At 47.2% G+C, this 25,819-nt stretch carries 26 protein-coding genes; 12 read left to right on the forward strand and 14 right to left on the reverse strand.

What is annotated here, in order from left to right:
- Positions 1 to 12 precede the first annotated feature (12 nt).
- From LOK74_RS20335 to LOK74_RS20350, 4 genes are read left to right on the forward strand one after another with little or no spacing between them, the layout of a single operon-like run.
- Complete coding sequence (locus LOK74_RS20335; RefSeq protein WP_230043812.1) at positions 13 to 945, forward strand: ABC transporter permease; 933 nt, start codon at positions 13 to 15, stop codon at positions 943 to 945.
- 9 nt (positions 946 to 954) lie between these two features.
- The gene (locus tag LOK74_RS20340; RefSeq protein ID WP_420908805.1) at positions 955 to 1,893 is read left to right on the forward strand and encodes an ABC transporter permease; all 939 of its coding nucleotides are present in this window, start codon (positions 955 to 957) and stop codon (positions 1,891 to 1,893) included.
- A gap of 20 nt (positions 1,894 to 1,913) precedes the next feature.
- Positions 1,914 to 2,936, forward strand: a complete 1,023-nt coding sequence (locus LOK74_RS20345) for an ABC transporter ATP-binding protein (protein ID WP_230043814.1) — start codon at positions 1,914 to 1,916, stop codon at positions 2,934 to 2,936.
- Positions 2,933 to 3,880, forward strand: coding sequence for an ABC transporter ATP-binding protein (locus LOK74_RS20350; RefSeq protein WP_230043815.1), 948 nt, complete (start codon positions 2,933 to 2,935; stop codon positions 3,878 to 3,880). The genes LOK74_RS20345 and LOK74_RS20350 overlap by 4 nt, the downstream gene beginning before the upstream one ends.
- 33 nt (positions 3,881 to 3,913) lie before the next feature.
- Here LOK74_RS20350 and LOK74_RS20355 read toward each other — a convergent pair whose 3' ends face one another.
- The 4 genes from LOK74_RS20355 to LOK74_RS20370 all read right to left on the reverse strand — a co-directional run bounded on the left by LOK74_RS20355 (position 3,914) and on the right by LOK74_RS20370 (position 8,206).
- The gene (locus LOK74_RS20355) at positions 3,914 to 4,312 is read right to left on the reverse strand and encodes a DUF3899 domain-containing protein (protein WP_230043816.1); all 399 of its coding nucleotides are present in this window, start codon (positions 4,310 to 4,312) and stop codon (positions 3,914 to 3,916) included.
- A gap of 231 nt (positions 4,313 to 4,543) precedes the next feature.
- The gene (locus LOK74_RS20360; protein WP_230043817.1) at positions 4,544 to 6,019 is read right to left on the reverse strand and encodes a protein adenylyltransferase SelO; all 1,476 of its coding nucleotides are present in this window, start codon (positions 6,017 to 6,019) and stop codon (positions 4,544 to 4,546) included.
- Between the two features lie 264 nt (positions 6,020 to 6,283).
- Positions 6,284 to 7,132: a pentapeptide repeat-containing protein gene (locus LOK74_RS20365; protein WP_230043818.1), complete on the reverse strand. Its 849-nt coding sequence runs from the start codon at positions 7,130 to 7,132 to the stop codon at positions 6,284 to 6,286.
- Between the two features lie 123 nt (positions 7,133 to 7,255).
- Positions 7,256 to 8,206, reverse strand: a complete 951-nt coding sequence (locus LOK74_RS20370; protein WP_230043819.1) for a LysR family transcriptional regulator — start codon at positions 8,204 to 8,206, stop codon at positions 7,256 to 7,258.
- Positions 8,207 to 8,354: 148 nt separating this feature from the next.
- On the opposite strand from LOK74_RS20370, the gene LOK74_RS20375 reads away from it, so the two are divergent.
- Positions 8,355 to 9,095, forward strand: a complete 741-nt coding sequence (locus tag LOK74_RS20375; protein WP_230043820.1) for an SDR family NAD(P)-dependent oxidoreductase — start codon at positions 8,355 to 8,357, stop codon at positions 9,093 to 9,095.
- Positions 9,096 to 9,326: 231 nt separating this feature from the next.
- Positions 9,327 to 9,977: a hypothetical protein gene (locus tag LOK74_RS20380; RefSeq protein WP_230043821.1), complete on the forward strand. Its 651-nt coding sequence runs from the start codon at positions 9,327 to 9,329 to the stop codon at positions 9,975 to 9,977.
- 155 nt (positions 9,978 to 10,132) lie between these two features.
- Here the strand turns inward: LOK74_RS20380 and LOK74_RS24295 are convergent, their stop codons facing one another.
- The 3 genes from LOK74_RS24295 to LOK74_RS24305 form a co-directional block, all read right to left on the reverse strand.
- Positions 10,133 to 10,681 (reverse strand): hypothetical protein, encoded by a 549-nt coding sequence (locus LOK74_RS24295; RefSeq protein WP_338148623.1) that lies wholly within the window; start codon positions 10,679 to 10,681, stop codon positions 10,133 to 10,135.
- The gene (locus tag LOK74_RS24300) at positions 10,620 to 11,357 is read right to left on the reverse strand and encodes a sulfatase-like hydrolase/transferase (RefSeq protein ID WP_338148624.1); all 738 of its coding nucleotides are present in this window, start codon (positions 11,355 to 11,357) and stop codon (positions 10,620 to 10,622) included. Before LOK74_RS24300 ends, LOK74_RS24295 begins: the two co-directional genes overlap by 62 nt.
- 163 nt (positions 11,358 to 11,520) lie before the next feature.
- Positions 11,521 to 12,000 (reverse strand): sulfatase-like hydrolase/transferase, encoded by a 480-nt coding sequence (locus LOK74_RS24305; RefSeq protein ID WP_338148679.1) that lies wholly within the window; start codon positions 11,998 to 12,000, stop codon positions 11,521 to 11,523.
- A 334-nt stretch (positions 12,001 to 12,334) separates the two neighbouring features.
- Between LOK74_RS24305 and ahpC the strand changes: the two genes are divergently transcribed.
- The 3 genes from ahpC to LOK74_RS20400 all read left to right on the forward strand — a co-directional run bounded on the left by ahpC (position 12,335) and on the right by LOK74_RS20400 (position 15,015).
- Positions 12,335 to 12,898, forward strand: coding sequence for an alkyl hydroperoxide reductase subunit C (gene ahpC / locus LOK74_RS20390; RefSeq protein WP_230043822.1), 564 nt, complete (start codon positions 12,335 to 12,337; stop codon positions 12,896 to 12,898).
- Between the two features lie 13 nt (positions 12,899 to 12,911).
- Positions 12,912 to 14,441: an alkyl hydroperoxide reductase subunit F gene (gene ahpF, locus LOK74_RS20395; protein WP_230043823.1), complete on the forward strand. Its 1,530-nt coding sequence runs from the start codon at positions 12,912 to 12,914 to the stop codon at positions 14,439 to 14,441.
- Positions 14,442 to 14,676: 235 nt separating this feature from the next.
- A complete protein-coding gene (locus LOK74_RS20400; protein ID WP_230043824.1) occupies positions 14,677 to 15,015 on the forward strand; it encodes a cupin domain-containing protein in 339 nt (112 codons plus the stop codon).
- A 117-nt stretch (positions 15,016 to 15,132) separates the two neighbouring features.
- Here LOK74_RS20400 and LOK74_RS20405 read toward each other — a convergent pair whose 3' ends face one another.
- The 5 genes from LOK74_RS20405 to LOK74_RS20425 form a co-directional block, all read right to left on the reverse strand.
- Positions 15,133 to 15,522 carry a DoxX family protein gene (locus LOK74_RS20405; RefSeq protein ID WP_230043825.1) on the reverse strand — a complete coding sequence of 130 codons (390 nt, stop codon included), beginning with the start codon at positions 15,520 to 15,522 and terminating at the stop codon, positions 15,133 to 15,135.
- Between the two features lie 142 nt (positions 15,523 to 15,664).
- On the reverse strand, positions 15,665 to 16,180 hold the full coding sequence (locus tag LOK74_RS20410) for an SRPBCC domain-containing protein (protein ID WP_230043826.1): 516 nt from the start codon (positions 16,178 to 16,180) through the stop codon (positions 15,665 to 15,667).
- A 30-nt stretch (positions 16,181 to 16,210) separates the two neighbouring features.
- Positions 16,211 to 16,555 carry an ArsR/SmtB family transcription factor gene (locus tag LOK74_RS20415; RefSeq protein ID WP_230043827.1) on the reverse strand — a complete coding sequence of 115 codons (345 nt, stop codon included), beginning with the start codon at positions 16,553 to 16,555 and terminating at the stop codon, positions 16,211 to 16,213.
- Positions 16,556 to 16,879: 324 nt separating this feature from the next.
- Positions 16,880 to 17,191: a putative quinol monooxygenase gene (locus LOK74_RS20420; RefSeq protein WP_338148680.1), complete on the reverse strand. Its 312-nt coding sequence runs from the start codon at positions 17,189 to 17,191 to the stop codon at positions 16,880 to 16,882.
- A 334-nt stretch (positions 17,192 to 17,525) separates the two neighbouring features.
- Positions 17,526 to 19,067, reverse strand: a complete 1,542-nt coding sequence (locus LOK74_RS20425; protein WP_230043829.1) for a malate:quinone oxidoreductase — start codon at positions 19,065 to 19,067, stop codon at positions 17,526 to 17,528.
- A 686-nt stretch (positions 19,068 to 19,753) separates the two neighbouring features.
- Here LOK74_RS20425 and LOK74_RS20430 point away from each other — a divergent pair.
- Both LOK74_RS20430 and LOK74_RS20435 read left to right on the forward strand, forming a co-directional pair.
- Entirely contained in the window at positions 19,754 to 20,647 is an 894-nt protein-coding gene (locus tag LOK74_RS20430; RefSeq protein WP_230043830.1) for a Vgb family protein, read from the forward strand.
- Between the two features lie 372 nt (positions 20,648 to 21,019).
- Positions 21,020 to 22,024 (forward strand): DNA-methyltransferase, encoded by a 1,005-nt coding sequence (locus tag LOK74_RS20435; protein ID WP_230043831.1) that lies wholly within the window; start codon positions 21,020 to 21,022, stop codon positions 22,022 to 22,024.
- 55 nt (positions 22,025 to 22,079) lie between these two features.
- Here LOK74_RS20435 and LOK74_RS20440 read toward each other — a convergent pair whose 3' ends face one another.
- Both LOK74_RS20440 and LOK74_RS20445 read right to left on the reverse strand, forming a co-directional pair.
- Positions 22,080 to 24,317: a hypothetical protein gene (locus LOK74_RS20440; RefSeq protein WP_230043832.1), complete on the reverse strand. Its 2,238-nt coding sequence runs from the start codon at positions 24,315 to 24,317 to the stop codon at positions 22,080 to 22,082.
- 35 nt (positions 24,318 to 24,352) lie between these two features.
- Entirely contained in the window at positions 24,353 to 24,736 is a 384-nt protein-coding gene (locus tag LOK74_RS20445; protein ID WP_230043833.1) for a hypothetical protein, read from the reverse strand.
- A 526-nt stretch (positions 24,737 to 25,262) separates the two neighbouring features.
- Here LOK74_RS20445 and LOK74_RS20450 point away from each other — a divergent pair.
- Entirely contained in the window at positions 25,263 to 25,745 is a 483-nt protein-coding gene (locus LOK74_RS20450; protein ID WP_230043834.1) for a hypothetical protein, read from the forward strand.
- Positions 25,746 to 25,819: the final 74 nt, after the last annotated feature.

Raw genomic sequence — 25,819 nt, forward strand, 5'->3', positions numbered from 1 at the left:
GGAGGTTGAGCCATGTCCCATTACCTCGTAAAGCGCGTCCTGATGATGCTGCTCACACTATGGATCATCGTGACGATGACGTTTTTCTTGATGCATGCCATACCGGGTGATCCGTTTGCTTCCGAGTCAGATCAACTGCCGGAACAGATCCTGGCCAATCTGCGCGCCAAATACAACCTGGACGAGCCGCTGCCCGTGCAGTATGTGCTCTACTTGAAAAACCTGATCATGCTTGATCTCGGTCCTTCCATCAAGTCGGATACGCGCGGCGTAAATGACATGATTTCCGACGGGTTTTCGGCATCCGCCACATTAGGTGCGCAAGCGATTGTGATCGCGATTCTCTTTGGCGTCACCTTTGGGATCATCGCGGCACTGAACCGCAACAAATGGCTGGACTACGCGGCAATGGCGATGGCCGTATTGGGGGTTGCTATCCCAAGCTTTATCATGGCGCCCCTGCTGATTCACTTTTTCGCGATCAAAATGCCAATCTTGCCGGTTGCCACTTGGGGTACCTGGGCGCACACGGTGCTGCCGTCGCTTGCCTTGGCTTTCGGACCGCTTGCGATTATTACCCGTTACATGCGGGCCAGCATGATCGAAGTGATGAATCAGAACTACATTCGCACTGCGGAGGCCAAAGGGGTCCCTACCTTTACCATCGTGATCAAGCACGGCATTCGCAACGCGATCCTGCCGGTCGTCACCTTCTTGGGACCGCTTATCGCATCGCTGATCACGGGAACGTTCGTTGTGGAGAAAATTTTCGCTGTCCCAGGTGTCGGCAAATACTTCGTGGATGGCATTTTTAACCGTGACTACCCAGTTATTCTGGGGACCACTATTTTTTACAGCTCGATCCTGGTCGTAACGATTTTCCTGATCGACTTGGCCTACACCCTGATTGACCCGAGAATCAAGCTGACCAACAAGGAGGGATGAGCAGTGGCGATGGAGCAACCAATCGATCCGCTGTTCCGACCGTTACAAAAGCAGTCGGAAGCCCATGACATCTCCATGCGCCCAAGCCAGACATATGTCCAGCAAGTGGTGCGCAAACTGGTAAAGAACAAACTGGCCATGCTTGGCCTTGCCATCATCTTGCTGCTGGTCGCCATGGCGATTATCGGGCCCCATCTGGTGCCGTACAGCGCATCGGATCAAAGCTTGCTCGCGAAAAACCAGCCGATGTCGGCTGAGCACTGGTTCGGTACTGACGATCTGGGACGGGATATGTTTGCCCGCACTTGGGCCGGAGCTCGCATCTCGCTCACAATTGGCGTGGTTGCCGCTCTGATCGACCTAATTGTCGGAGTGACAGTGGGCGGCATTTCCGGTTACATGGCAGGCAGAGGAGCACGCGGAGAGAGGATTGACACGATCATCATGCGGGTGATCGAAGTACTGTACGGACTGCCGTATCTGCTCGTTGTCATTTTGCTGATGGTCGTGATGGAACCGGGGATGCTGACTATTATTATTGCACTCTCCGCCACCGGCTGGACCGGGATGGCACGACTGGTGCGCGGCCAAATCCTGCAGTTGAAAAACCAGGAATTCATCCTTGCGTCACAAGTGTTGGGAGCCAAGTTTTCTCGCATTTTGTTCAAGCATCTGATTCCCAATACGATCGGTGTGATCATCGTCAACCTGACCTTTACCATTCCGTCTGCGATTTTTGCAGAGTCCTTCCTCAGCTTTCTTGGCTTGGGTGTTCAGGCACCAGACGCAAGTTGGGGCACCATGACCAACGATGCGCTAGGGGTTATTTTGACAGGCGACTGGTGGCGCCTCTTCTTCCCTGGCTTGATGATTTCACTAACGATGTTTGCTTTCAACGTATTTGGAGACGGCTTGCAGGATGCACTTGATCCGCGGCTGCGCGAGTAGCACTGGAGGGAGGAACCGCGATGGAAAACCATCTGCTAACCATTGACAACCTGAAAGTAAACTTTACGACATACGGCGGGGAAGTACAAGCTGTACGAGGCGTCTCCTTCCATGTAGACAAAGGGGAGACACTGGCGATCGTCGGCGAGAGCGGCTGCGGCAAGAGCGTGACCGCCCAGGCGATCATGGGCTTAATCCCCCAACCTCCGGGCCGGATCGTAGACGGACAGATCGTTTTTGCAGGGAACGAGATCACCCATTTGAAGAAAAAAGAGTGGCTGCAAATCCGCGGCTCCAAGATCGGCATGGTGTTTCAGGACCCGATGACCACGCTCAATCCGACGATGAAGGTGGGAGCGCAGATCGTCGAGGGATTTGTGCGCAACCACCAAGTCTCCGGTGAAGAGGCACAGAAACGGGCGATCGAGATGCTCCGCTTGGTCGGGATTCCCGATCCGGAAAAACGGGTGCAGCAGTATCCACACCAATTCAGCGGCGGGATGCGCCAACGTGTCGGCATCGCCATCGCACTGGCCTGCCAGCCCCAGTTGATCATCGCTGATGAGCCGACGACGGCGCTGGACGTGACGATCCAGGCGCAAATTCTCGACCTGCTGGGACGGTTGCAGGAGGAGCAGCAGCTCGCTGTCGTCATCATCACCCATGACCTGGGCGTCGTATCGGAAATCGCGCACCGTATGGTGGTGATGTACGCGGGAATTGTAGTGGAGACCGGGACGGTTGAAGATGTGTTTGCGGCGCCACGACATCCGTATACATGGGGTCTGATGCGTTCTCTGCCGCGTATGGACGGAGAGGAAAAGCAGCGGCTTGTGCCGATCGACGGAGCCCCGCCGGACTTGTTCAACCCGCCGCAGGGCTGTCCGTTTGCAGCACGCTGCGATTACGCGATGGAAATCTGCAATCAGCAAATGCCCCCCATCAGCACGTTCGAGGCGGGACATCAAGCGGCTTGCTGGCTGCATGATCCGCGTGCGCCGCGTGTCGAGGAATGGGTCGCGACAGGGAGGCAGCATAGATGACCGATCGACTGATAGAAGTAAACAATCTGAAAAAACATTTTCACATCGGCAACGGCTTGCTCCTGAAGGCAGTTGACGGCGTGACGTTTTCCATCCGGCAAGGCGAGACGCTTGGTCTTGTGGGAGAGAGCGGCTGCGGAAAGTCGACGCTGGGGCGGACGATCATCCGTTTGTACGAAAATACGGACGGAGAAGTACTCTATAAAGGCAAGAACGTCTATCGTCTGAAAGGGAAGGAAGCGTCTCGATTCAACCGGGATGTGCAGATGATCTTTCAGGACCCGCAGGCAAGCCTCAACCCGCGGATGACGGTGGAGGACATAATCGCTGAGGGCCTGGACATCCATGGGCTCAGCAGGGGAATGCGCAAAGAACGGGTTGCCGAGCTATTGCATCTAGTCGGTCTGCGAAAGGAACACGCTTCCCGCTTTCCGCATGAATTCAGCGGCGGTCAGCGTCAGCGGATCGGCATCGCCAGGGCGCTTGCGGTAGAACCTCAATTTATCATTGCGGACGAACCGATCTCCGCTCTGGACGTTTCGATACAGGCACAGGTAGTCAATCTGCTGGAGGATTTACAGGCAGAGCACGGGCTAACCTATCTCTTCATCGCCCATGATCTGTCGATGGTGAAGCACATCTCGACTCGCATCGGCGTTATGTATTTGGGTAAACTGGTTGAGCTCGCGACCAGCGATACTTTGTATAAACGGCCGCTTCATCCGTATACACAGGCCTTGCTCTCTTCTGTGCCGGTTCCGGACCCAACTGTCAAACGAGAGCGAATCCTTTTACAGGGCGACCTGCCGAGCCCAGCCAATCGGCCTAGCGGCTGCGGTTTTCGTACGCGCTGTCCGAAGGCAACAGAGCGCTGCGCCCTCGAAGAGCCGGTCTGGAACGAAACGGAGGCAGGCCACTGGGCAGCCTGCCACCTTTACGACTGATTCTTTACAGCCGATTTTGTTCTAACTGATTCTTTACGACGACTGATAGAGATAGAAACCGGTTAGCACAATGGAAAACATGAGCAGGGCACTCCCCGCCCATAAAGATAGAGACGTGCAGACTCGGGTCAGCGTCTCTTTCTTTTTTTGCCACACTGCGTCCTTTTCTTGAAACCAATCGCTCTCCATCACCCGCGGGCGCTTGAAAAACAAGTGCTTCAATTGCCTGAAACCTCGCAAAAAGACGGTGAAAAAGCCGGAGCGAAGCACCAGTGCGATGCTGCCGAGAATCAAGAGAAACAGCCCCGTTAGAAAGCTCTGGTTGATCAGCCCCAGGAGTGTCTGGGAAGAGTAGAGGAATCCCATGGCACATGCGAGCAGCAGCGCTGCAGGAAGCAGCGCTGGGAGCAGGTTTGCGAGCCGTTTGCTCATTACGATCCACGCCCCTTTGTCTTCGTAGAATCAGTTTTATGCGTTGCAACGCAAAAACGAAGTGAGCACGCTTCTATGCTGCTGATGACGTTCAGTTTAAGATCCAGCAAGCTTCAGAAGTCATCTATTTGCATCCCAAGCGAAAGCCCTTTTATGTAAAACTTCCAGACTAAGGTTTCAGATCGGTTTCAGATCATTAGATAAAACCTTGTCTGGTCTCACACTCTCAACTCAAGTACCGCAAAAAGTACGGTAAGGTTGATCAGATAACGGTGGCAATATGGCGTATTCAGCCTGTTCAGGAGAGTGGGCGCAGGGGCTCGCGAGAACATCGAGAAGCTGCTCCATCACGCTGTAGTCTCCTTCTTCCACCGCCGCTTCTAATGCTTCCTCTACCCGGTGGTTGCGAGGGATGAGCGCCGGATTGCTGTTCTTCATCAACTGATGCGAGGATTCTTTTGATTCCGACTGCCTGCCCAGTCTCGCCTGCCACCGCTCATGCCACTCCGTGAAATCCTTGCTGCAAAACAGATCCGTACCCTCCAGTTGATCAAACGTTAATGCGCGGAAGGTATTGGTGTAGTCTGCGCGATACTGTTGCATCATGCTGAGGAGGTCTCCCACAAGGGATTGGTCCTCCGGTTCTTCGTTCATAATCCCCAGCTTTCCCCTCATGCCGGCGAGCCAATGACGGTGATACAACCCGCTGAATTCGGAAATGGCCTCCTCCGCCAGTTTGACAGCCTGCTCCTCGTCGTCATGCAGCAGCGGCAACAGACTCTCCGCAAATCTCGCCAGATTCCACGCCGCTATATACGGCTGATTTCCATAGGCATAACGGCCATGAATGTCAATAGAACTGAATACGGTGGCCGGATCATAGGTATCCATGAAGGCACAAGGACCGTAATCAATCGTTTCACCGCTAATCGCCATATTGTCCGTGTTCATCACCCCATGAATAAACCCAACGAGCTGCCATTTGGCAATCAGCTCAGCCTGGCGCTTGATCACTTCCCGCAGTAGGGAAAGATATCGGTCTGGGGCATCGGCAACGTCCGGAAAATGGCGCTGCAAGCTATAATCAGCCAAAGCCTTGAGATCCTCGGCAGTGCCCCATCTCGCAGCGTACTGGAAAGTACCGACCCGCACATGACTGGCCGCCACGCGGGTCAGTATCGCACCAGGCAGGTCCGTTTCACGGATGATTGACTCACCGGTCGTCACTACTGCCAGACTGCGAGTAGTAGGAATCCCAAGCGCATGCATGGCTTCGCTGATGATGTATTCACGCAGCATCGGTCCAAGTGCTGCCCGGCCATCACCCCCGCGGGAGTACGGCGTTCTCCCTGAGCCCTTGAGCTGAATATCAAACCGTTCACCTGACGGCGCGATCTGCTCCCCAAGCAGCAGAGCCCGGCCATCCCCCAGCATGGTAAAATGCCCGAATTGATGCCCCGCATACGCTTGAGCGAGTGGCTCAGCCCCTTTGGGAATCTGGTTGCCGGCAAACACTGCTACGCCGTCGTCGCTTTGCAGGGCTTGGATGTTCAACCCCAGGGATGCAGCTAGCGGCTCATTGAGAATAATTAATTGCGGATCACGTACAGGGGTTGGGTCTAGCTTGGTATAAAAAGAGTCCGGCAGACGAGAATAGCTATTGTCGAAGTTCCAGCCTGCTTGTATGATGGTTTGGTTCTCTGTCATCGTATCTCCTTTTTTGGGATCTTGGATTTTTTGGGGGCTAAAACAACACATCATAGGTGTTTATGGTATTTATCGTCATCAATATTTCTGTGTTAGCTACAAGCTACCCAGTTTAGTGTTTACTTCTGCCAATTTATTATACTCTTTCTAGGCATAGTTGGCGCCTATTGATACATTTGACCATTTGATCTCATATGTATAAGATTTACATTTGTACATAACACAAAGCCACTCCTAACATTAGAGTGAACTTCATTCGAGAACTTATTTTACCCAGTGTTCCGGAACCTTCAATGGATGTGGCAACTTGGTATTGCTATCACCAATTGCCGCATTCACCTGGGCCTGCGTCAAAAAGATACTTCCGACCAGATTCGCTCCTCTTATATCCGCATCTCTAAGGTCTGCACCAATCAGGTCAGCCCACCTCAAGTCAGCTTCGCGGAGGTCAGCAGCAATAAGCAAGACTCCCCTCATATTGGCGCCTCTTAAATCAGCCCCTTTTAACTTGGCTCCGATGAGGTCTCTTCGCCCAGCCCGTTTCCTTTCATGGTGCTTGTTCCCTTTCTTCACTTTGGCACGTACCCGTTCACTTGCTTGGAGAAGTAGCTTATTCACAATAGCTCTATGCGCTGGCACATCAAGCTGTAAAATCGATTGGGGGTCGAGTCGCGTCAGTCGTTCCGTTTCCTTAATCACTGGCAGCAAATCGTGATAAAGAGGCTCGGTATCTTCCAAACTAAGCGCTTCATCCAAGTAATAAAGCATTTCGTGGAGCTGCTGCATGATAGGAAATACATCGAACATTTCCTTCGCGATCTCAGGGTCTTCTCGCCAACCCTTTCCTTTATACGTAAGCTGGGAAACCGTTTGGCCCGCTCCAAAACATTCATATACTGTACAGCCCTTAAAACCGTTATCCCTTAGATTTTGGTGAATACCACAACGATAGTCCTTTTTTAGATTTCGACAAGGTGCTCCTCCATCTTTATGAAAAGCAAAGTCAGCTGACTTTGCATAAGGCAGTGCAACACAGCATAATCCAAAACAGTTCTCACAGTCTGATGTAAACGAAAAACGTATCGTTGGACGATTGATAGGCTTGTTAGACAACTCCTGTCACTTCCCTCAATTGCGATACTCTCATACTACCATATAGAGGCAAGGCACCATGATGTATCCAGGGTACGCCTTATCTTCGTTTGTTCCCGCAATACCGTTAAAAAAGGATGATACTCATTCCTGTTCTGATCGTTCCTGTTCTGGTCGTTTCTGTTCTGATCGTTCCCGTTCGGATTTTTCCTGTTCATACAGCTCCTGCTTGAGATATTCGCACAGCCTCGCACTTGCCAGTTTCAACGGATAATCAGATGCTTTGTAGAGAACTCCAAACGTCATATCGATAGAACCGCTGCCACTCATCGTCCGCACCGTCGTTCCCGCCGGGACTGGATCCAAAAGAATCTTTGGCAGAAGAGCGATGCCGAATCCACTTTGGACGTAGGATTTGAGAGCCGTCATGCTCCCTATCTCCATCGTGTCCACGGGAATATTCCCCGACTCCTGCAAAGCCATCTCCAGTTTTCTGCGATAGGGACAGGTGGCTGAGGTTATAAGCAGACGATGTTCCCGAATATCATCCGGTTTCATAACGTCCTTCTCAGCAAGCGGATGGCTTCCCGGCATCAAAACCGCAAACGTTTCCCGAAACAGCGGTTCAAAATAAAAATCGGTACCTAAGTCCGGTGCTGAACATAGCGCAAAATCAATATCCCCGCTCAAAAGCCGCTCCTGTAATCTTGGTGTATTGGCAATCTCCACAGAGATACAAATCCTCGGAAACTGATCGGAAAACCGCTTCAACATGCCAGGTAATCGATAACTGGCAGTTGGCTCCGTCGCCCCTAAGCGAATCGTACCTGCTTCCCCCACCTGCACCTCCGACATCGTTGCTTGTAGCTGTTCCAAATCTTTTACAATTTGCAAACTTTGTTCGTAAAAGAGCCTGCCCGCTTCCGTTAACCGAAAGTTTTTGCCACGTTCAATCAACTGCACACCCAGATCGCTTTCAAGCTTCTGGATCTGCATCGTTACGGTAGATTGAGCATAGTTGAGCGCTTCTGCCGCCCGGTTAAAACTCCTGTGCTTTACGATGATTTGAAACGTTTTTACGGTTTTCAGGTCCATCTCCATACCCCATCTTCGTTAATTCGAACTTGGTTAATTCAAAAAAATCGAATCAAACGTTCTATATATTCAATTATACAAAACAAAGTGAAAGGTATAAAATCACCTATACATACTGACATCATATTTCAAAAGGGGATGACCGAAGATGGATCTACAAAACAAAGTGGCTCTTGTTACCGGCGGCGGTACAGGAATCGGCAGAGCGACATGCTTTGCACTTGCCAGTCGGGGTGCAACGATTGCTGTGAACTATTCCCGTTCCAGATCAGATGCAGAAGAAACGGTACAACTGATCAATAACGAAGGCGGACGAGCCATAGCTATACGCGCCGATGTAGCAAAAGACCAGAACGTACGAGAAATGGTTGATGCCATCGTAGAGCGATTCGGGACCATCGACCTGCTTGTCAATAACGCCAGCATGACACGCCATATTTCCTTCGACGACTTGGAAGCTGCAACGGAAGACGTATGGGATGAGTTGTATGATGTAAATGTCAAAGGCATGTTTTTCTGCGCACGAGCCGTTGCCCCGCTCATGAAAAAGAGGAAACAAGGCGCAATCGTCAATCTAGGCAGCATAGCAGGCCAGACGGGATTAGGTTCATCGCTTCCCTATGCCGTATCCAAGGCGGCTGTTCACGGTCTTACGAAATCGTTGGCGCGTGCCTTGTCTCCGTGCATTCGAGTCAACTGTGTCGTGCCTGGAGCGGTTGCGACAAGATGGTGGGCTGGGAGAGAAGAGCAGATGGAGAGGCTGGCTCCGCAACTTTTATTGCAACATATCTCAACACCGGAACAGATTGCTCACATGATCTGTGCGGTTTTGGAACAAGAAGCGATGACGGGACAGGTGATTACGGTAGACAGCGGTCAGACTTTGTGAAGTTTTTGCCATTGTTTGTGATACGGTTCAGCATGTGACCGCTAATGTCCAAAACCAAAGAATGACAACTCGCCTACCTGTTCATACTGTGATCAGACCAACAAATAAGGGGTAAATCATACTTACTATATATTTTCACTCTTATTTTCTTGACCGTATGGATGTTGGCATTGCTTAGGGTTCCCCACACATTTACATAAAAATCCAATTGATGCCAATGAACTAGGAATCGTGTTTGCGGATACATTAATTTTACCTTTCGCTTTCATCATCTATGTATATTATGCTTCTAAAACAAAGCACCCATGGAGGATCACATTACTGTTTGCGTCAGGGTTTATCATTCTCGAGTTGTTCTACTTAAAGTTAGGGTATATTGCGTACATACGTTGGAACATCGGATATTCCGCCACTTTTTATATCATCGGTTTTCGCTTAGGTGCCTTTTTGGCTCCACGTCTGAAAAGCTATATGCCACCAATCCCATATAGGGTTCGTTTGCTTGCTTTTTCACACATGATCATTATGTGGTTTGGTGCTCTTTTCGCATCTCCCTTATTAAAATTGTATCAATACAAATTAGGTTTGTTTCACGATCCCATGGCTGATTGTCGTTTTGTCGACCTCCTCTCAGGAGAGGTATTGGCCATTTTGTGTACGATGTTCATTCCAAGTACACCCATGAAATACCGACCTCTAGTATTCACCCTTGTTGCAGGCATCGGCATATCATTTGCCTTTTATTCTTACTATCATGGATGGTTGATTTATCACGATTGGAATCATTTCTTGACTGCATTCCGTTATATTGCTCCTATATTTATGATTATGCTTTATGATCGCTGGGAAACGGCATATGTAAACCGTATCGTCGGAGCTTAATGCAAATGACAAAGCAGCTTGCCCGTCGGCTTATGATACGGCTCTGTGTTATCGGACTGTTTGTTCCCATCATGAATTCCCCACTTGAATTCAATATCATATCATCTGTTCCTTTGGCGGCGAAAACATCTTGTGCAGATGGTGTTGACAATACCTCATCCCTCTATTTCGTTGCACGTTGGCATTCCAGGTACTGTACCACTCGTTGGAGCTAGCCGTTTCTGACGACATTGTTGTTCCAAGAGCTCTGCCAGCCATGCTTGAATCTCTCTTGATCTCTCGGTAGCATGTTCAGGATAGGCCAGGTTGTTGATTTCTAGCGGATCTTCGGTTAGATTGTACAGCTCATATTGGTTAGGGACAGGTTCTCTCTTTATGGTCTTGTAGCAAATCGACTCATCAACAACACGTTTATCGGCGTATCTATTCTCCAATTCGCCTGAACGCTGATGCATGTCTTCATTTTTTACACCGGGATCCGACCAGAATTGGGGATTATCAAAGTAAATCGAATACTTCCAGATTTCCTCCCGACCGTTCATGTTCAGCTGAGCCATCACCGTTTCAATATGATTGGGTTGCACAACTGGTTCATAATGGATTCTGAGAACTCCGTACTGGATCGAGTTGTCCGTGGGGTCGTCATCCGTCATGAAATAAATCGGTTCCCCGGCACGCTCCGGCTTCGCTCCGTGCAGGATCATCGGGGATAAGTCCCTGCCTGCCAAAGGATGCACTTCCGTGTGATCTTCTCCGTACCACACCCTGAACACTCTCTACATCAATACCCGCTAGCCCAAGCATAGTCGGAAGCAGATCGACATGAGAGGTTAGCATGTCAACCGATTCGCGGCCGCTAAACAGCCGCGGATTATGAATAATGAAAGGAACGTGAATCACCTCTTCATAGGCACAGTACCATTTTTGATGCATCCCTCCATGAGCACCTAACAGCTCCCCATGGTCTGAGGTAAAGATCACAATGGTGTCCTCATAAAAAGAAGACTCACGGAGAGCCTGCAAAACTCTTCCGATTTGTTGGTCGACGTTTTTTTGGAGCTGGTAGTAGAGTCGGCGGTAAAAGCTAGAGTTCTCTGTAGGTTGGATGAACAGTGGATACACATCGCGATAACTCTGTTGACAGCGAGGTTTCGTTTCCAGAGATTCATGAAGCGTCGGAGGTGGGGGAACATCAGGGACAGTTGGATCTACTGCAAAATGAAAGGAAGGAGAAAACTTGGTGACATCTCCATACAAGGTAATATCATGTGGATTGACAAAGGATGAGACGATCAGCCAGGGGCCGGATTCTGAATACGGATTTTCTTTCTTTTCCTGATCCAACCATCTGATCAGATCAACGGTTTCTTCAGCAAACACTTGATCCCTGCCGGCTAACCCGACAGCCGCGGATGATCCTGAATCGAGGGGATTTGCTCCATGCGGTTCAGGACCAACCTATCCATGAAACCCAAAATCGGCAAGGCGATCCGCATACCAATAGGTTTCTACCTTCGCCGGAATAGGTACACCTGTCTGAGGGTCATAGCTGGGGTATGATTGATAGGTACCAGGAATCAGAATGTCTGCTGCTGAAACATGCCACTTTCCTTTTAGAAATGTCCGATAACCGGCAGCGCGGAAAGTAGTCCCCCATGGTCGGCACACTATTGGAGTCCAGCCAATAGATGCCTTCACCCAATGGCCCCTTCCCAGGTCCGCTTGTCTGGGTCACCCCGTGCAGAGAGGGATAATGGCCCGTGAGAAAGGTGGCTCGGCTCGGGGAACATGCCGAAGCTCCAATATATTGCCGATGAAACTCCATGCCGTTGTTGCGCAGAAAGGTTTGAGCAAGCAAATGTTCTTCGCGCCATTCTAAAAGTTCAGGGCTTTCGTATACTGGAGGGTAGCGTTCTTCATCAACCGTGATCAGGAGGAAGTTGGGCTTTTTGCTGAATAGCCTACGGCCTTCTCTACGATCTGTCCCATACACCTCACCTCTTCTCTGCTTCCTGGCAGCCACTGCTTTTTTGTAGGAAGCTGCCCTTGCTGATCTGTGCTTTCTCCTCGCCAATGGTCAGACCCCTTTCCAAAAGTGACTTCAGAAAAATATATGCATGGGGAGATGCGCTAACACCATTTCGTTACCGCTCCAAGCCGCCTATACAATCTTGCACATCCTTTTTGCAGGCAAGATCCCTTAACCCTGAAAAAACCTAAGCAATACTCCTTGACAAACTACTATATGAGAACTAATATTAGATTATAATTATTATAGCTGATTGAACGTGCTTGCTGCGTGTTCAGATCTAGCTATCAATAATTTGTAAAACCATTTATGAGGAGGAAAAGAGAGTATGTCATTAGTCGGAACCGAGGTAAAACCGTTCAAAGCACAAGCTTTCCACAACGGGAAGTTCATCGAGGTTACGGAGCAAGACTTTAAAGGCAAGTGGAGTGTAGTGTGCTTCTATCCGGCAGACTTTACCTTCGTTTGCCCAACCGAGCTGGAGGATCTGCAAAACGAATACGAAACACTGAAGGGGCTCGGAGTTGAAGTGTATTCTGTTTCAACCGACACCCATTTTACACATAAAGCATGGCATGATAGCTCTGAAACGATCAAGAAAATCACCTATCCGATGATTGGTGACCCTTCCCATACCATCTCTCGCAACTTCGATGTATTGATCGAATCGGAAGGTCTTGCTGACCGCGGTACGTTCATCATCGATCCAGACGGTGTCATCCAAGCCGTTGAAATCAATGCAGGTGGCATCGGCCGCGATGCAAGCACGCTGGTTAACAAAATCAAGGCAGCACAATATGTTCGGAACAATCCGGGTGAGGTTTGCCCTGCAAAATGGCAAGAAGGTGCTGCTACACTGAAACCGAGCCTCGACCTCGTAGGCAAAATCTAAGGAGCAATCGATTATGGTACTGGACGCAGACATTAAAGCACAACTAAACCAATATCTCCAACTCATGGAAGGCGATATCGTGCTTAAAGTTAGTGCCGGGTCCGATACCGTATCTGCTGACATGCTGGCCCTAGTGGATGAACTGGCCAGCATGTCATCCCACATTACGGTAGAGAAAACGGAGCTGCCGCGAACGCCTAGCTTTAGCGTAAATCGCCCAGGCGAAGATACTGGCGTCACGTTTGCTGGTGTCCCTTTGGGGCATGAGTTTACTTCGCTGGTGTTAGCCCTGCTGCAGGTGAGTGGAAGAGCGCCTAAGGTAGATGAGAACGTCATTGACCAAATCAAAAACCTTCGCGGCGAGTATCACTTTGAATCTTTCATCAGCCTGAGCTGCCACAACTGCCCTGACGTTGTGCAGGCACTCAATGTGATGAGCATCCTCAACCCTGGCATTACGCATACCATGATTGACGGTGCGGCATTCAAAGATGAGGCCGAAAGCAAAAATGTGATGGCGGTGCCCTCTGTTTTCCTAAACGGCGAATTCTTCGGCAGTGGTCGCATGTCGCTGGAAGAGATTCTCGCCAAGTTGGGTAGTGCTCCAGACGCATCCGAACTGGCCAACAAGGATCCATTCGATGTGCTCGTTGTCGGGGGCGGCCCGGCGGGAGCGAGTGCAGCGATCTATGCAGCACGTAAAGGCATCCGTACTGGCATTGTTGCTGAGCGCTTTGGCGGTCAGGTCATGGATACCTTGGGCATTGAGAACTTTATCAGTGTGAAATACACCGAGGGTCCCAAGCTAGCAGCAAGTCTTGAGGAACATGTGAAAGAGTACGACATTGATGTGATGAATCTCCAGCGCGCCAAGCGTTTGGAAAAAAAGGAACATATCGAAATCGAGCTTGAAAACGGTGCTGTTCTCAAGAGCAAAGCCGTGATCATCTCAACAGGAGCCCGTTGGCGCAATGTTGGTGTGCCCGGCGAAGCTGAGTTCAAGAACAAAGGCGTAGCGTACTGCCCTCATTGTGACGGACCTTTGTTTGCTGGAAAAGACGTAGCCGTTATCGGCGGCGGTAACTCTGGCATTGAGGCGGCAATTGATCTCGCGGGTATCGTGAGACATGTAACCGTGCTTGAGTTCATGCCGGAGTTGAAAGCTGATGCTGTACTGCAAGAGCGTCTCTACAGCCTGCCGAATGTAACGGTGCTAAAGAACGTGCAAACAAAAGAAATCACCGGTACCGACAAGGTAAACGGGATTACCTACATGGAGCGCGATACCGAAGAAACCAAGCATATTGAGTTGCAGGGTGTGTTTGTGCAGATCGGTCTTGTTCCTAACACGGATTGGTTGGGCGACACCGTTGAACGCACACGCTTCGGTGAGATCGTTGTAGACAACCGTGGCGCTACGAACGTACCGGGAGTGTTTGCTGCAGGAGACTGCACCAACAGCCCGTATAAGCAGATCATTATTTCTATGGGATCGGGTGCGAATGCAGCCTTGGGTGCATTCGATTATCTCATCCGGAACTAATGTGCGAAGACGATGGTAGCTATTGCAGCCGATAAGATATATGGTGAAAACTCTCAACCTACTAATTTTCCATTTTGATTAGAAGGTTGGGAGTTTTTTTGTGAAGAACCTCGGTTTTTTACCATGTTTCTCCTACAACGAGAAGAGGGTTTCATCGTTTGGCGTTGAAGTACTATCCCCATTAATCCCCATTATGGAAAAGAGAGCAAATACATACATTGTGCAGGAGGGGGTTATGAACGCCTTTACCATGTCAGGCTTGATGTCCGCTCGCGAGCAGTCGGGGGAACCGTATTACGAGTTTTTGCGTGTTTCAGCGATGAGTGCAGGAATCTATCAGCTGGAGGCCGGGGCAGTCGATTTGCAGCAGCCCCATACGGAAGACGAGGTGTATTATGTTGTCCAGGGACGCGGCCAGTTACGCGTCGGCGAGGAGAATATTTCTGTCGAACCGGGCTCCATTGTCTTTGTGGAAGCCGGGGTGGAGCACCGCTTTCATACGATAACCGAATCGTTGACCGTGTTCGTCTTTTTTGCTCCGGCTGAATACTCGCTGAGGGATAAGCAGAAATAAGCGATTAGGGGCACGCCAAAAGGCAGGGCGGGGACTCGATCAACGCGTACCTTCCACTGCCTGTGTATTCAGAAGATCTGCAGCATAACTGGACCTACTAAACCAATCATTGAATATTTACACTTCTAGGGAAAGGGAAATCTTGGCTTTTCTCCTTTTGTGGTAGGTGACGTAGGAACCGGCAATCACCAGGAATCCGGGAATCATGCTAGCGATGACGGCGACGGGTGCCCCGATGGCAAGGAAGGAATACGTGGCACCAGCTAGGTCAAAGGTAAGACCGGCATATGCCCATTCCTTGATTCTGGGAAACCCAGGCACGATAATCGCTATCACGCCTAACAGCTTCGCCACCCCAAGAAAGGGGAGGAGATAGGTTGGATAACCAATCTGTTGAAAAAGGGCAATAGAGTCGGCCGAGGAAAGGATGTTGGGGATGGAACCCATACCCATAAGCAGGGCCGTCAATCCGGTACAAATCCAATAGATAACCGTGAGTCTACGCATGATCTCACTCTTCCTCCTCATCTTCTTCATTCGGCAAGCGCACTCGACGTGGCAGCCTATATTTCCTGCTCGCTTCCCGATTTAGTTCGCCTTAGCGTGCGGCCGCCGGCTCTCAAAGCCAGGCGGCCGTCTCCCCATTTTCTTACTTGACCTCGTTCAGCCACTCTTCCAAACGATCCCATGTCTGAGTAATTCCTTCCATCATACCCATGTCCATGACCGTCTTGAGGGCATCCGCCGACACATATTCACCACGGCTGACCAGTTTCGTCTTGCCGCCCAGATCGATGAATTCCAATGTTACCTCGGTCGCGGGCATCGACTCATTGGCATTGCCTTCGGCATCCGAGAAGTAATCGATGTAGATGATCTTCTCCGGCTCCACAATTTCCTTATAAACGGTCTTGCCCCAAGCTTCCATGCCGTAAAATTCACCTTGGCTCTCATCGACGCACTTCATGCAATAATGCCAAACGCCGCCCGGGCGGAAATCGACATGGCAAACCGGAAGCTCCCAGCCCCTCGGTCCCCACCAATGCTTGAGATGCTCAGGCTCTTTAAACATCTTGAACACGAGATCTCGCGGCGCGTCGAAAACGCGCTCCAGCACCAGTACCCGGTCGTTCTCTACTCTTGAAACCATTTTGTTGTTTGACATGGTAACTCCTCCTCATTTTAAGGAATGATCCTATGATTTTTCCTTGTTTTGCAGTTCCCGCAAGTAGTCTTCCAGATTGTCAAATCTCTCTTCCATGATGCGTTGGAAGGACTTTGCCCAGGAATCCAGCGCCTGGAAGGGCTCAGGCCTGATCTTGTAGATTCGACGATTGGCTTCGGCCTTCACTTCCAAAATCCCGCTATCGCTAAGCACCTTTAAATGTTTCGAAGCTTGGGGCTGGCGAATTCCCAGCCGGTTGGCGATTTCTCCTACGGTCAATGGACCGTCGCGCAATAGTTCGACGATTTTCATACGATTTGGTTCAGCCAAAGCACTCAGCGTCGTTATGTCCATGCCCGGATTCTCCCCTGACATGCCGTTCACCTCGTTACGTGATCATCTCTTTCGAATCATCTCATCTCCCTTTTCATTATGGTCATTTTTCTGTTGATTGCAATATACCTTATAGGGAATATTCCTGTCAAGTAATATTGATGAAAAAAATTTTGACACTGGTTCAGTACCGATGCCATTTTATCTTCGGGATGTTTCCTTAACAGTCAAACGTCCTTGTACCTTCATTGCAGTTACTGTGTCCGAAAGTTCAATAAAACAGTAAGTCTGGACTGTCATTATCTCGTCCATGGTCGTAGTTGTTTCTAATGATGGGGGCCCGCTAACTGTGGCAGTATAGATCGTCTAGACGCCTTTCCCGCCCAGAACCTGCATCCTGATTCCGTCCATTTTCCTGATAAACGGTTTGGCGCGCTCAATAAGCAACTTTGTCCACTCTAGTCCGAGCGATGCCGCATGCGCCTCCTCATTCTTCCATATCTCTGTTACCCACACGCAATCAGGTTCTGACTCAGAAATATTAACAGCATACAGCTCGCAGTCTTCCACCGATTGGGCGAATTCGGCAGCTTCTATCAGAATTTGAACCAGTGCGTCACGTTGTCCTTCGTTGACAACCAGCTTTCCAAAGTATCCGAATTTACCCAAGTGGTTCACTCCTCTATATTCTGATTTCTCAAGTGCCTTCACTTTCTTGCAAGCGACTTGAATTATTGTTATCAATAACAGCATATCGATTCAGGTCGGGCTTCATATTGTAAAAAGACGACAATATGGAATCAACGGAGCAAAGGCTGGTTCAAAAGATTTTGTATATGTACACTACACCTTCCCGCTTTCCTAGCGTCTCAAAGCAGACTTTCCACCCCTCTAACCTCGTGTACTTAGATAGTAGAGCGATCTCTAAAACGGCTTCTCTTCACATGGCAAAGAGCTCTCTTTATCTTCCATCTCAGAAAAGAGAGCTCTTTGCTGGCGAAGCTATTATTGCTTACACTTTTTCTAATACTTTTGTTTCGGCATCCGAAGAATGAACTTGACTCGGCAAGTTATCGCTCAGGCCAAGCGCCTTCGCTGTTGCAGAATGGATTTCATGGAAAAGCTCTTGGTCTTCCACTAGCGAGACGCCATAAGAAGGAATCATTTCTTTTATTTTCGCCTCCCACGCTTTCATCCGTTGGGGGAAGCATTTTTCTAGTACCTCAAGCATCACATGAACGGCAGTAGAAGCGCCCGGAGAAGCGCCGAGCAATGCAGCGATCGAGCCATCAGCCGCACTCACCACTTCTGTACCAAACTGGAGCGTTCCTTTGCCGCCTTCAACCGTATCTTTAATCACTTGCACACGTTGGCCCGCTACTACGATATCCCAATCCTCGCTCTTGGCATTCGGAATAAACTCCCGTAACTCTTCCATGCGTTTTTCATGCGATAACAGAACTTGCTGGATCAGGTATTTTGTCAATGCCATTTCTTTTGCCCCTGCCGCCAGCATTGTGATCACATTGTCCGGTTTGATAGAACCGATCAAATCAAGGTTTGAACCCGTTTTTAAGAACTTTGGTGAGAAGCCGGCAAACGGTCCAAACAGCAATGATTTTTTGTTTTCAATATATCTTGTGTCCAGATGCGGGACAGACATGGGAGGAGCGCCAACCTTCGCTTTGCCGTACACTTTGGCATGATGCTTCTCTACCACTTCCGGATTGTTGCAGACCATAAATAGTCCGCTTACCGGGAACCCTCCAATATGTTTGGACTCTGGAATACCGGTTTTTTGCAGCAAAGGCAGACTTCCGCCCCCACCCCCGATAAAGACGAACTTTGCCGTATGGTATTCGATTTGGCCACTCACCAGATCATGTACTTTCACTTCCCACGAGCCGTCGCTAGTGCGTTTGATATCCTTCACACAATGCCTGTACTTGATCTCAACGTTTTTATTCTGTAAGTGGTCAAACAATATGCGTGTTAAAGCGCCGAAGTTGACATCCGTTCCAGAGTCGATTTTTGTTGCCGCGATCGGTTCATTGGAGATACGACCTTCCATGATCAGCGGGATCCATTCCTTGAGCTTTACCGGGTCATCGGAAAATTCCATTCCTTGAAACAGGGGGTTGTTCGACAACGCTTCAAAACGTTTTTTCAAAAACGCTACATTTTTTTCGCCTTGTACGAAACTCAAATGAGGGATCGGCATGATAAAGTCCTGTGGATTCCGAATCAGATTGCTGTTTACAAGATAAGACCAGAACTGTCTTGATAGCTGAAACTGTTCATTAATTTTGATGGCTTTGCTGATATCGATCGAACCGTCAGATTTTTCGGTTGTATAGTTAAGCTCGCATAGTGCAGAATGGCCCGTACCCGCATTATTCCATTCGTTCGAGCTTTCTTCTCCTGCGTTGGCCAGTTTCTCAAAGACTTTGATTTCCCAGTCAGGGGCTAATTCTTTGAGTAATGATCCCAATGTCGCGCTCATGACCCCGGCACCAATTAAGATAACGTCGGTTTTTTCCTGTACGTTGCTCATAATTACCTTCCTGACCCCCTATATTTGTAAAAAGGAGTAGGTACTCCTGCTTTGATGTCACAAAAAAGCAAGGCGCCATCCAGGAACACGCCTTTTCTGTGTTAATTATATATCATTTCGTCTATTAACAGATTAAAATATCTACCATTCCTCTACTATTCTATTATGAACGATTTCAAGCGGGTAATAAAGTGAGAAGTGCGTCCACATGGGCCTGGGAATGACAATAAAGCCAAGGATTTCACTTGGTCACGCTTATAACACGGCTCACTGCGCTGTCTATAACAGCAAGTTTTGAAAAATGACCTCCCCTTTTGCGTAGAATTGGAACTTAACCCAGAAATCCGAAGATATGGGGTTGTTTGCAGATGGGGTGTGTGGTAAAGTTACACCATCAGTTACGAAAGGGTGACCAAACGCCAATGATCTACTAATCCTATTCTCTAAGAACATGCGTATTACAAACGATGTTTTCTGGATAGGATTAGTGCGGGCTTTTATATAGGTAAAAAGTGCGACCCTTCTTTTTATGGAAGCGGTGCGTCTTTTTTGCCTTTCTGTCTGCCTCCTGTCCGAACATCGGAATAGGAGTTTTTTTATTTCGGCGCAATCGTAAGCGGAGATATGGATGCGTTGAGAACAATGAACAGCATCCTTGATTCTTTCTATTTGGGGAGGTAACTTGAATGAGGATCACGATACACGAATATCCGATCAACGAGCAAGATTCAGGGCCATATGGCATAACCGCCGGAAAAGATGGAGCCATGTGGTTTACGGAACATAAAGGAAATCGAATCGGGCGAATCAATACGAAAGGTGAGATCCATCACTTCCCCCTGCCAACAGAAGATGCAGGCGTGATGTCGATCATTTCGGACCGGACCGGTGACTTGTGGTTTACAGAAAATAAAGCAAACAAGATCGGGAACATGTCGACGAACGGCCGTTTTGCAGAACATGAACTACCTCTCGCGGACTCTGCACCTTTTGGCATAACGGAAGGCTCTGACGGCGCGATTTGGTTTACAGAAATGAACAGCGGCAGGATCGGCAGGATCACTGCATCAGGTGAAATCACTGGGTTTGAATTGCCTAATCCCAAGGCATTTCCCTCTTATATTACTGCGGGTCCGGACGGGGCATTATGGTTCACTCAGAATCAGACTAACGCGATTGGGAGAATAACTACAAACGGCGAGATAACAGAATATCCGATCCCAACCCCCAACTCCGGGCCGGTTGGAATTACGGATGGACCCGACGGAGCCTTATGGTTCGTACAAATCATGGCTAATAAAATCGGCAGAATTACAACCTCAGGTGAGATAAGCGAATATGTGATACCAACGCCGGCTGCTCGTCCTCATGCCATCATTTCCGGGAAGAACGGAGATCTCTGGTTCACGGAATGGGGCGGCAACCAGATCGGCCGAGTTACGGTTGAAGGAGTTATTACGGAATACGAGATCCCAACCAAGAATGCAGAAGCCCACGGAATCGCGATTTGTCCCAACGGATATATTTGGTTTGCTGAAGAGTGTAATCTAATTGGACGTTTGACATACTTTACGGAGTAGCTGTTCTGTCGTGGACCAGCAGTGAAAGAGGCCCTAATTAGCAGCATTTTCAAGCTAATTAGGGCCTTGTCCGATTCGTATCTATTAACCGTCTCTAATGCCTTGGCTCTAAGGTTCACCTTATCGGGTCTATCGACGAAATAAAATGATTGATTACTCAATTCTTTTCGATTGCTGACTTATGTCCAGAGCCTTCCTTTTCACGCTCTCATTACGTATCCGTAAAACTTGCCGTTACTTATGGTACGGTTCACCGTGCTGTCTGTAACGGCAAGTTTCAAATTCAATACTGCAAAATTTGGCGTTATAGACCGGTAGGAATCCGGTCTTTTTTGTCGAATAAGAACAGATTGTGAAAGTGGGTGCTATAAAATGACGACAGATTTATTCCAACTATTAGAGAAAAAAATGAAACCTAAATACTCTACAAAATTTGGTATGGCTTTTTGTGATGACTCTATAGAATTTATTAAACGTTTACCTAGTGATTCAATTGACTTAATTATGACCTCTCCACCTTTCGCGTTAACGCGACCTAAAAAATATGGCAACAAGGATCAAGAGCAGTATGTAAATTGGTTTGTCGATCACTTTGCAGCAGAACTACTTCGCATTTTAAAACCGACTGGGAGCCTGGTGGTAGATATTGGTGGAAGCTATAAAAAGGGAGTTCCCGTTCGTTCATTGTATCATTTTGAATTAGCAATCGAACTCACTAAGAAAGGATTCCATCTCGCCCAAGAGTTTTACTGGTTTAACCCAGCTAAAATGCCAGCACCAGTTCAATGGGTAAACATAGAACGTGTAAGAGTACGCGATTCTGTTAATCCAGTGTGGTGGTTCTCAAAAACGGAACATCCTAAAGCAGATAATCGAAGAGTCCTCAAGCCGTACACAAAAAGTATGAAGAAGTTGTTGGAACGAGGCTATAATCCCGGCCCACGTGACTCAGAACATGTTGTTGGCCATAGTTGGCAAATTGATAATCAAGGGGCAATACCTGAGAACCTATTAATAAATGCCTGGCCCTTTACTGAAGAAGTTATAGATGGCCAGCAGGTTTATAATCTGTTGGCTTTATCCAATACCTCTTCAAATGACGAGTATTCTCGTAGATGTAGAAAATACGAACGAAACAAACATCCAGCGAGGTTTCCAATTGAGTTACCGTCATTCTTTATTAACTTTTTGACTGAACCAGGTGATGTAGTTTTTGATCCATTTGGTGGAAGTTGTTCCACAGGAAAAGCAGCTGAAGACCTCGCTAGAAAATGGATTACATGCGAAATTGACCCGTATTATGTAGAGACTTCCCGCCTTCGTTTCTTCGAATGTTTAGGGATAGATGAGGCTGCTTCAACTACAGAGCAAGATTAAAAAAGAAACATTAATTAGACCCTTTCAGTGATTTCTGAAAGGGTCTAATTTATAATCACTCATGAGCAACAGCACTTGCCGCATCGAATGCCAGTGTTTGCATAATTTGTCCTATCATATCACAAATCGTTTCTGAGACACGACTAAGCTCTCTATCCTTAGACGTCTCATCTTCGATTGACTCTGCTTGGTTCTCCTTTTTTTGTTCATCTAATTCCATCAGCAGAGCATGAAATGATATATGTTCGAGGTACATATCTTTGATCGTTTCAATTACATCAATCTTTCTTCGAAGGGACTGTTGAAGCAACGAATTTAAATTTTTGTTGCCAGCTGATACGAAAATGTCAATAGAATCTTCAGATCTTACAACTTTGGCAACCGAATTTTCATCCCATTCATTATCTACCCAGAATTGCTCTCCCTCATAAACAAACCGTGGAGTAATATTTGGGGTTGTTACTTCCCCACCCGTTCCCCCTCCTTTTTGGGGAAGCGGAATGATTTGAACTGGGATAGATGCTGATAATGTTTTTGCTGATTTGGGTATAACCTCCAAGGTAATTTCTGCTGTGTCACCTTCCGGTAAGTTTTCATTTGCTTCGAAATATGCTGTTCCATATCCATTTTTAATTGATGTTATACCCAAGAAGTACCCGAAGTTGTTCGGGGATACAATAGCCCTGAAAGTTTCATTCACTTTAAAATATGAAGGGTCTGCGTTAGTTCGAAAACGTAGTGTAAATCCTTTTCCAGAATAAACTTTTCTCGGGCTTGAGTTAATTATTTCAAACAAAGTTGGCGGTTCCACAACAGGTATTGGGGGTAAGGCCTCTCTTTGACGTTTCTTTTCAGGCGGTGTAACACGTGGAGATTCACCTTTTTGCCCAACTTTGGCATGAATCTTAAAACGGTCAGCTAGTCTTTGGCGAATGTTTTCAATGGCCTTTGAATCTTCTCGTTTAAGGTATTTCTCTTTTCTTTGTTTATTTAAATGATACAGTTCTTCATCTGAAGCAAGTGCTTTTACCACCAGTGATTTTAACTCTTCAAGAATAGAAGTGTCTCTCAGAGATTCCCGAGTACTGGGAAACAGTTGTCGTCTAGACTCATTATCCAGTTCATCACATGAAACGTGAATAATAAGATACTTATCCAGATATGGAAACTTTAGGTCGTTCTTTATTATTGTATTTGGAAGTTCGCCTTGCTTCTGCCCATTGTAAGTTATAACAATCGGCTTCGCAGCTGTAGTATATTGCGTGATACGGTTTGTTGGGTTTTCACCCTCAGACGTTAACACCCACCAATAAATTGTGACCTTACCAGTTCGAAATGCTAAAGTGGCTTTGTCATGATATTCAGTTAGTTTGTTGTGATCAAGTAGTCTGTTATTTCCTCCTACCGGACGATCCTGACCCTTTACTGCATTATTTCTTTTTTCTTCAATCGTAAAAGGAATTACTGGGTCAAATAAATAATGATGAGCTAGGTAATAAAGAGAATTTTTAGGTGCAGTCAATACACTTTTATATTTTCCTAGATCCATTGAAACATGACGCACTAAAGTGCCACATTCAAATGTATCTTCGGAATCAATAATAAATTCAAGAGGGAGATTGTTTCTTTTGTCCACTAGATACTCATAAAGACCGTGCTTATCAGTTTTTATGTTGCCTGGATTAAATCGGACGATTGTAAGGGCAACCTTTTCTGGCTCAAAAATTGACCTTGTAATAATAAGTGTATAGTTTGAGTAGGATAAAGCAGTCGACCCACCCTGTCCAAATGCTCCAGCAAGAAACAATTTTTTCAACTTTCTACTTGCGTTCAAACTTAATATAGAATACGGGATATCTTCATTCTTTATTCCAGTGCCCTTGTCTCGAATGTCGATAGTTGGCTTGTTGACATCACCAGAATCATGAAGAGTCACCTTTACTTTGCTAAGTAAATCCTGAATTTCCGGTGAATTCCAGTTCTTAATATTTGTAAGTCTACCTTCTTTAATCCCAAACCATTGCTCAGCTGCTTCTCTTGGGGAAGATACATCAGACGGTTGGCCTAATTCATACCACTTTCTGTCCATTACACCGTCAATAGCATTTGTAATTCTCTCGACTACTCCAGCTGCAGGATCACTTCCAAGATTAATTGTTGCCAGATTATTTTCTCGGTCTCCAACAGGTCTCCAATCAATTATATAACCCAATTCCAACTGAAGTTTGCTTATAAGATTCAATACATCGCTATCAGTTTTTGCATTAAGAAAATCCTCTAAGATGGTACTCATTTGCCAACCTCCTCTTCCCCGCATTTTTTGGGTAATTATTTTTGGGACTTAGCTTTCTTTTCAAGTACAACTGGTGAACTCAAATCGATAATAAGCTCATTTTCCAATACTTCATCAACAAAAAATTTGTACGTTTTTGATACATCATACTTGAATTTCAACTGAATAAATTGCACAAATTCGCGACAAGAGATACGAACATTTTTAGTCTTTTCATCTATTTTCGGTACTGAAAATCCTGAACCCTCCTCATTCTTAAGTAATTTTACGTGTACCTTTTTAGTGGTTGTATCACATCCTAACATAACACTTTCTACATCTTTAAAATACGGCAAGCAACCAGCGTTAAAACTTATACCATATGAAGCAATTGTTATTGCTGGTATTGTTTTATTTGGAGAAAACCATTGTACTGACATTTCATCATCACCTCTTAAGAAGAGGATATTATAGTATCATTTTTGTGTCAATATTGTATTTTAAATTAAGCATAATTTTTATCTTTTTGGTTGCATCATAAGCCTTATTTCTTCGTAAATCCAGAGCTTATTTCACAGTTGTTAGTACTAACGTTTTTCTAACTCCGGAAACTCTTTTGGTAAAACGCTAGACAAGTTTTGCGCTTTTGCCTGCACTTGCCGATCTGCCAAGCCAGACAAGGGTTTTCTGCTGCTCTAGTACTGCACTCCATCCGCTCTGTTTTGCACAAGGCTGCTCTAGTTGATCCCCCATTTTTTGGAATCCCCGTTGGAGTTACCAACAAAACCGTAACAACCCAATCTTTAGACATATATTATTGATCTGATACCATCACCCGAAGGAGGTAGAAAAAACAACTCTGTTTCACTCCACCGATTTGAAAACAATTTCATAAACGTCCACATCTACGTTCCCGTATACATAGATGTTGACGAAACTGAAACATCAGAGTAGGAGTGAACGAAAATGAATAACATGAAATCCCCTCTTGCCGGAATTGTTGCCAAAATAAACGAAAAAAGGGCGGCACAAGCACAAGAGAACCTACAAATAGGTGCTTCCACAGAGAGAGCAAACGTAGTACTTCTCAAGGATGAGGAACAAAAAATCCAGGAGGTGACAAAGCTTGGTTCGAAACCAGCAGAAAGGGAAAAGTCAAGACCGCTGAGAGTTAAGCCTCTTCAATCAAAAAAAGCTGAGGGACCCAACGATGTAGGGAGCCCTCAGATAACAGCGTCAAAGCATTTAACTGAACAACCAATAATCCCTAAAAGACAAGCCTCTTTCGACAAACGGTACCGAAGGGTTACAACATACTTGGAAAACGGTGTCTACAGCAAGGTGCACCAGCTGTACGAGACGGGAGAGATCGATCGGATCAGCAATCTCGTCAACACGGCGGTCAAGCTGTACCTAATGAAACACTACAATTACAACAGCATGGAGTAGCCTGAAATCCTTACAGTGCACCATGTACACGGACAAAAACGAATAAGTGATGCAACTCACTAGCCCTACATTCC

This window comes from Brevibacillus humidisoli, assembly GCF_020923435.1.
GTDB classification, from domain to species: Bacteria; Bacillota; Bacilli; order Brevibacillales; family Brevibacillaceae; genus Brevibacillus_E; species Brevibacillus_E humidisoli.